5 protein-coding genes are annotated in these 6,917 nt (G+C 67.1%); 2 read left to right on the forward strand and 3 right to left on the reverse strand.

Annotated elements, in window-relative coordinates:
• Positions 1-107: 107 nt before the first annotated feature.
• Together D514_RS35365 and galE are read left to right on the forward strand one after the other, a co-directional pair.
• A complete protein-coding gene (locus D514_RS35365; RefSeq protein ID WP_017831136.1) occupies positions 108-2,183 on the forward strand; it encodes a glycosyltransferase in 2,076 nt (691 codons plus the stop codon).
• 77 nt (positions 2,184-2,260) lie between these two features.
• Complete coding sequence (gene galE, locus D514_RS35370) at positions 2,261-3,271, forward strand: UDP-glucose 4-epimerase GalE (RefSeq protein WP_017831137.1); 1,011 nt, start codon at positions 2,261-2,263, stop codon at positions 3,269-3,271.
• Between the two features lies 1 nt (position 3,272).
• Here the strand turns inward: galE and D514_RS35375 are convergent, their stop codons facing one another.
• The 3 genes from D514_RS35375 to D514_RS35385 form a co-directional block, all read right to left on the reverse strand.
• A complete protein-coding gene (locus D514_RS35375; protein ID WP_017831138.1) occupies positions 3,273-4,484 on the reverse strand; it encodes an ABC transporter ATP-binding protein in 1,212 nt (403 codons plus the stop codon).
• Positions 4,484-5,389 (reverse strand): ABC transporter permease, encoded by a 906-nt coding sequence (locus tag D514_RS35380; RefSeq protein ID WP_236610983.1) that lies wholly within the window; start codon positions 5,387-5,389, stop codon positions 4,484-4,486. Before D514_RS35380 ends, D514_RS35375 begins: the two co-directional genes overlap by 1 nt.
• A 52-nt stretch (positions 5,390-5,441) precedes the next feature.
• Positions 5,442-6,917: rhamnan synthesis F family protein (locus D514_RS35385; RefSeq protein ID WP_017831140.1), on the reverse strand; the 1,476-nt coding region annotated here is incomplete at its 5' end.

Genomic DNA, 6,917 nt, shown 5'->3' on the forward strand with positions numbered 1-6,917 from the left:
ACCTATCATCCCGGACGGCGGAGGCCGCGGGGAACCTCACCAAATAGACTCTGATGGTGTTCGCAGCTCTGAGGCGTGTCTGGCGGGTTTCGCGGGGGATCCCGGGTGTGCGCGGGGTCCTCGCCGCCGTCGACCGCGTCTGGTGGGCTCGAACGATTCGTCGCGCAGAGCTCGTCGACCTCGATCACGTGCAGCTGCAGGTCGGCCGGCGGCTCCGCGCGAACGCGGCCATCAGGGCCTACGTCCGCGGGCGTCACCGGGACGGCCTGTCGCTCAATCCCCTCTTCTTCGACGGCAGAGTCGGATCGCAGCTCCCCGACGCCGGCCGAGTGCCCGCGCTGTACGCGTATCTGATCAACGATCAGGCCAAGATCCACACCAGCGAGACGTGGGATGCCCCCGCCTACGCCGCCGCCCATCCCGACTCGCTGCGCGCACCCGGAGGGCCCGTGGGCGCGGCGTGGCGCTCGTCGCTGGACGGCGGACGACTGGACATCGGCGTCGGCTCATCCACGGTCGCCGTGACGCGTGCCGAACTCCTTCGCGCAGAGCGGGTGCCTCCTGTCCCGCACGACGCGCGGGGGCCGGTGACTCGGCCGCGTCTGCTCATCTGGCGCTTCGGCCCCGGTGACGACGATGGGACGGCGTTGCGCACCGCCCTCACGGTGTCGTCCGTCTCGGACTCCGCGCTCTGGCTCGTCGTCGATGAGAAGACCCCTGCAGCGCTGCGCCTCGCCTGCGCCCAGGTGCCGCTCTGGCAGGGGAACGCGGTCGTCGTCGACAGCGCTCCCGATGTGACTCGCGCGGATTCCACCGTGCCGACCGGCACCCTGATCCTGGTGCGGGACCCTGATTCCGAGATCACCGCTGAAGACGCGCTCACGCTGCTCGGGAGCGCGTCTCGTGCACCCGCTGCGCCGCTGTGGCTGCGTATGGACGGGACGATCGCTTCGGCAGGTGTCGTCGTGCGTGATGGCGAAGGGCGTCATCTCCTCGCCGGCCACCCGGCACAAGACGTGAGCGGGCTCGGAGACCACGTGGACTCCGCTGTCCTCGACAGCCCTGTCCGCGCCTTCCGCGTGGGGTCGACGGAAGGGGCGCGGACGCTGCTGGGCGTCACCGTCCGCTCCGCCGCCGTGCCAACGGCGATGAGCCTGCCCTCCGGCGACACCCGGATGGACGCGCTCAGCGTGGGGCGCGGTCTGCAGATAGACGATGCACGTTGGCCCCTCATGAAGCGCACGGCCGTGGAGACCGTGACGCTTCCCGACGGCTCGATCGTGCCGCGGCTGCGCTGGTCGGTGAAGACAGCGGCTCCCGCCGGACCCACCGGGGAGGCCTGGGGCGACACGCACTTCGCCCGCGGCCTCGCAGCGGCCCTGGAACGCCTGGGCCAGTATGCGGCGGTCGATGCCCGACCGGCCGCCCAGCGCTCCTCCGATGTGCTCGACGATGTGAGTGTCGTCCTTCGCGGACCCCATCCGCTCCGGCCGTCGCGCAGCCGTGTGAATCTGCTGTGGATCATCAGTCATCCCGACGAGATCCACGCGGAGGAGCTCTCCGCCTTCGACCGATGCTTCGCCGCGTCGACGGCGTGGGCGGCAGCCGCGACGACCCGGTTCTCCATCCCCGTCAACCCCCTGCTGCAGTGCACGGATCCGCACCGGTTCACCCCACAGGGCCTGACCCGTTCGCGCGATCTCGTCTTCGTCGGGACGGCGCGCGGGATCGCGCGACCCTCCGTCGTGGAGCCGCTGCGCGTCGGAGCACCTGTCCGTGTGTACGGGCCGGACTGGCGGGGCTACATCCCCGCCGGAGCGATCGCCGGCACCCACGTGCCGAATGATCGGCTCCCCGCGGTGTACGAGGCCGCTGGTGCGGTTCTCAACGACCACTGGCCCGCGATGCAGCGCAACGGCTTCGTGTCCAACCGCCTCTACGACGTCGTCGCCTCCGGAGGCCGCGCCATCAGCGACGACGTGGCGGGCATCTCCGAGATCTTCGGACCGGCCGTGCGGACGTACCGGGACATTCCCGAGCTCCACGAGCTCACCCTCTCTGACCTCGATGCTCTCTTCCCCTCGGACGACGAGCTCGCAGCGATCGCGCGACGCATCCGGGACGAGGACTCGTTCGACGCCCGTGCCAGACATCTGCTCGACGCGGCACGGGAACTCCTCTGACCCCCGCAGCCTCACCGGGCTCGCGGCGAACGCCCGCTACCATCGAAGAACAGTCGACCGAAGGAGAAACATTGCGCGTGCTCGTCACCGGTGGAGCCGGGTACATCGGATCCCACACTCTGGTCGCCCTGCTGGAGCGAGGCCACGAGGTCTTCGTCATCGACAGTTTCGCGAACAGTTCGCCGCGGGCACTCGAGCGGGTCGAACAGATCACCGGCCGCGCGCCCGTGTACTTCGACCTCGACCTGCGAGACGATGCCGGGGTCGATGAGGTGTTCTCGTCGGTCTCCCCCGATGCGGTGATCCACTTCGCGGGTCTGAAGGCCGTCGGCGAGAGCGTCGCCGAGCCGCTGCGCTACTACGCCCACAACCTCGACAGCACGTTCTCGCTCTTGCGGGCGATGTCGACGCACGGTGTGCGGCGACTCGTGTTCTCTTCCTCGGCCACCGTCTACGGAGACACCAGAGACTCGCCCTACGAAGAGGACGGCGGCCCGCTGGACGCCACCAACCCGTACGGGCAGACCAAGGTCATGCTCGAGCGGATCCTCACCGACGTCGCCCAGGCGGATCCCTCGTGGAGCATCGCGCTTCTTCGGTACTTCAACCCGATCGGCGCGCACGAGAGCGGACTCATCGGAGAAGACCCGAACGGGATCCCGAACAATCTCGCTCCCTACATCTCGCAGGTCGCCGTGGGCCGGCTTCCGCATGTGAACGTCTTCGGTGCGGACTACCCGACTGCGGACGGAACCGGAGAGCGCGACTACATCCACGTGGTCGACCTCGCAGAGGGCCACGTCGCCGCCCTCGAGAAGCTCAACGGAAGCCAGGGCGTCCGCGCGTGGAACCTCGGCACGGGACGCGCGACCTCCGTGCTCGCACTGATCAAGGCATTCGAGGCGGCCACGGGAACGGAGATCCCCTACCGGATCGCCGAACGTCGGGAAGGCGACCTCGCGCAGGCGTGGGCGGACACCCGTCGCGCCGCCGATGAGCTGGGGTGGACTGCGTCACGAGACGTCGAGACCATGGCGGTCGACGCCTGGCGGTGGCAGTCTCGCAACCCTCGCGGCTACGCCGACTGAGTCAGGGCCGCGCCTCTTCCGCGCCTGCCCCGGCACCCGCGACGGTCACGCGGGCCGCGGAGGAACCCATGGTGTCTTCCGCGCCCTCCACGTTGAGCATCACGGCCTGCATGAGCGCGTGCGTGCTGACCTCGCTGACGCCGGCGACGTTGGCGTTGACGAAGTACTGACCGTGCCCGAGCTGGAGGCTCTCGATCCGCAGGTCGACGAAGGTCGTGCCGTCGAGGGGGGCGAGGCGCTGCTGGAGGATGTCGGTGTTGGATGCGATCACCATGTGTCCGAACGGGGTGTCGATGCTGAAACCGACCTCCCACCTGTCGAACAGGTGCTCGGAGGCGACGTGGATCCGGATCGTCACGGCGTCGCCGGAGACGATCGTGTTCCCCACGACGCCATCCCGGTCGAGCAGCTCGACCTTCGTGACGCTGATCGGCTGCGCGTCGGAGGCGCTGGTGGAGTCGCGGCGACGCTGATCGAGCGACTCACGCAGAACACGGATCGCCTCGTTCGTGTCGCCGTCGTGGATCACGGCGCCGTCACGCAGCACGATGCCGCGGTCGCACAGCTCCGCCACCTGCTGCGCCGAGTGGCTGACCAGGATGATCGTTCGGCCCTCGGCGCGGAACTGGGTGATGCGATCCATGCACTTTCGCTGGAAGGTCTCGTCGCCGACAGCGAGCACCTCGTCGACGAGGAGGATGTCGGGGTCGGTGTGCACGGCGACCGCGAACGCGAGACGCACGTACATCCCGGACGAGTAGAACTTCACGGCGGTGTCGATGAAGGACCCGATGCCGCTGAACTCGACGATGTCGTCGAACTGCCGATCCGTCTCCGCCTTCGAAAGGCCCAGGATGGAGGCGTTGAGGTAGACGTTCTCGCGGCCGCTCAGGTCGGGGTGGAATCCGGCCCCGAGCTCCAGCAGCGCAGCCATGCGCCCTCGCGTCTGCACTGTTCCGGTCGTCGGGGAGATGATGCCGCCGATGAGCTTGAGCAGTGTCGACTTGCCGGAGCCGTTCGCCCCGAGCAGACCGACCGTGGTGCCCGCCTGGATGCGCAGGCTCACGTCGTCGACGGCGACGAAGTCCTCGCGCAGATCCCTGCCGAGGCGTCCGAAGTGGACGATCCGGTCCTTGAGGCTGTTGTCCTTGCGGACGGTGAAGTGCTTGCTGACCTCATCGAGACGAACGATGTCCGGTCCTGTGATCGACATCAAAGCTCCTGTGCGAAGTTGCCCTGGACGCGGACGAAGAATCGGTGCGCGAGCCAGAGAAGGACGATACCGACCAGGGTCGCGATCAGCATGCGCAATCCGAGCTCGGGCGGGTAGTCGGCGCTGCCACCGGCGCCCCAGAACGCCCGGTGGAAGCCGAGCACGCCGATGGTCAGAGGATTCGCGGCGTAGATCTCGATGACCCACTCCGGCAGCGAGAACCGCACGAGGACGTCCTTGACCATCGCCCACGAGTACACGATCGGCGAAGCCCACATCGCGAGCATGAGGACGACCTCGGTGAGGTACTGCACGTCGCGGAGGTAGACGTTCATGGCGGCGAGCAGGAGCCCCAGGGCCAAGCCGTACACCACGACCAGCAGCAGCGACGGGAAGAACCAGAGCATCTGCACCGGCGCCGGGAGCGCACCGAAGGCGATCGCGGCGACGAGGAGAACGGCGAGCTGCACCGCTCCCATGAAGGCGGCGGCTCCGACGCTCGCGAGGGGGAAGACCTCACGAGGGAGATAGATCTTCTTCACCAGCGCGGCGTTGTTGATGATGGACCCGGTCGATCCGGCGATCATGTCGTTGAAGAAGACGTAGAGCGTCAGCCCCGAGAACAGATAAATCGCGAAATCCGGGATCCCCTCGGCAGCGCGGAGGAACTGCCCCAGCACGATGTAGTACATGAGGAACTGGATGAGCGGCTTGATCATCGTCCAGAGGAACCCGAGGAAGCTGTCGCGGTAGCGAGCCTGAAGATCGCGCCGGATGAGGAGCGCCAGCAGTTCACGGCGACCGAAGATCTCCCTGAGCTTCCCACCGCGCACCCGAAGTCCCCGAGCGTCGATGGTGGAGAACGACTCCTTCTCGAGCCGAGCAAACCTATCGATCGTTTCCAAGATCCTCACTCACTTCTGGGATTGCCGCTACGGCCACGCGAACCTCGCACCGTCATCGGCCGAGAATGCGTCGTATCGCTGCTCGAGGCCGTCGCACAGCACGAGCGACCTTACCCGCCAGGGTGTCTGAGGCCATGATCTCGCGCACCCGCGCACCGGTTCCGGGAAAATTGACGCGCATGTACATTCTTGCAAAGTCCGAGCGCGAGCCCGTACCTACGAAGCCCGCGAGTCTGATCAGCTCGATCTGCTCGTATGCGTAGCCCGGCGTCGTGACAGACATCTCGTCGAGTTTGAACTCGAGCGAGGAATGGCTGATCGACATGTACTCGGTGGTCGAGACGGTTCGCACGTGGTACCCGAGCTCCCCGGCCGCATACGCCGGGATGCGCTCCAGGATGTGTGCGAGCCCCCCGTCCTTGTAGGCCTCCGCACCGCCGAACTGCTCGTACGTCCACGGATGCGAGATCAACAGCCGCAGCGCCTGGGGACGGGCGACGTACATCGATCCGAACGGAGCGAGCGGTGAGATGTCGTCCAGGGGCACGAAGATCCCGAGCTGCTGGGCGATGTCCGCGGCGCCCTCCTTGTTGACCGACCAGCCGCGCCCGAGGGTGGGGTAGCCGATGTGGATCATGGGCGGGAAGACCATCCCGAGGCCGGGCTCCTTCTGGAACAGCGACACCAGATTGGCGGTGTAGCCCTGGCTGTTCAGCAGGTTGTCGAACTGCTGCTCCTTGAAGTGCCGTCCGACGTTGAAGCCGTCCTGCGGGGTCTTCTTCGAGTGGATCTTGACGACCAGGTCGTAGTCGTCACCGAGGAGGACATCGCGGCATTCGATGAGGAATGCGCTCTGGTCGCGCCCGTCGTTCGACGAGACCACGCGGATGTCGACGGCACCCCTCCGGTGTCCACGGCGGGCGAGGGCCTCCGCGATCGCACTGGCGCGTTCAGGGTCGGGAGTCGTGACGACCAGGTCGTAGTCCCCCGGGAGGGTGTCGGCGCGATCGAGCATCTCATCGGTCATCTCCACATAGAAGATGTGCGCGATCACCACCGTGCGCAGCGGTGCCTCCGGATCGTAGCCGCGGTCGTAGTCCGGCAGCACCTCGAGCATGGCGGCATCGGTGTTGAGGTCCTTCGGCGGGATCGTGCGGGCCGCGTTCTCCCAGAACAGCTCCATCGGGTAGCCGTACTGGGCCGCCTTCTCCAGCGTCCATCGGCCGACGACCGCATGGCGATCGAGATACGGCGGCCACTGCATGAACGGGCGGCGCTTCATCACCGGGCATCCTGCGTCCAGCAGGGCCTCGGCCCGGTAGAGCGAGGGATTCTTGGTACCGATCTCGGCTGCGGAGTAGGCGACGTCGTGGGCGAAGCCGAGCTGCGCGAAATGATCCGTGAAGATCGTCTCGTGCTTGAGCACCGCATCGAAATACGACGGCATCTCCGGCAACTCACGCCAGTACCGCGCCCACTCCTCCGACAAGAACATCTCACGACGAACCGCGATCCAGAACGACTGCAG

It is taken from the genome of Microbacterium sp. UCD-TDU (assembly GCF_000340625.1).
Classification (GTDB): domain Bacteria; phylum Actinomycetota; class Actinomycetes; order Actinomycetales; family Microbacteriaceae; genus Microbacterium; species Microbacterium maritypicum.

Coding starts and splice junctions, on each gene's coding strand:
- D514_RS35375 (WP_017831138.1), bottom strand. CDS start 4,484: ATGTCGATCACAGGACCGGACATCGTTCGTCTCGATGAGGTCAGCAAG.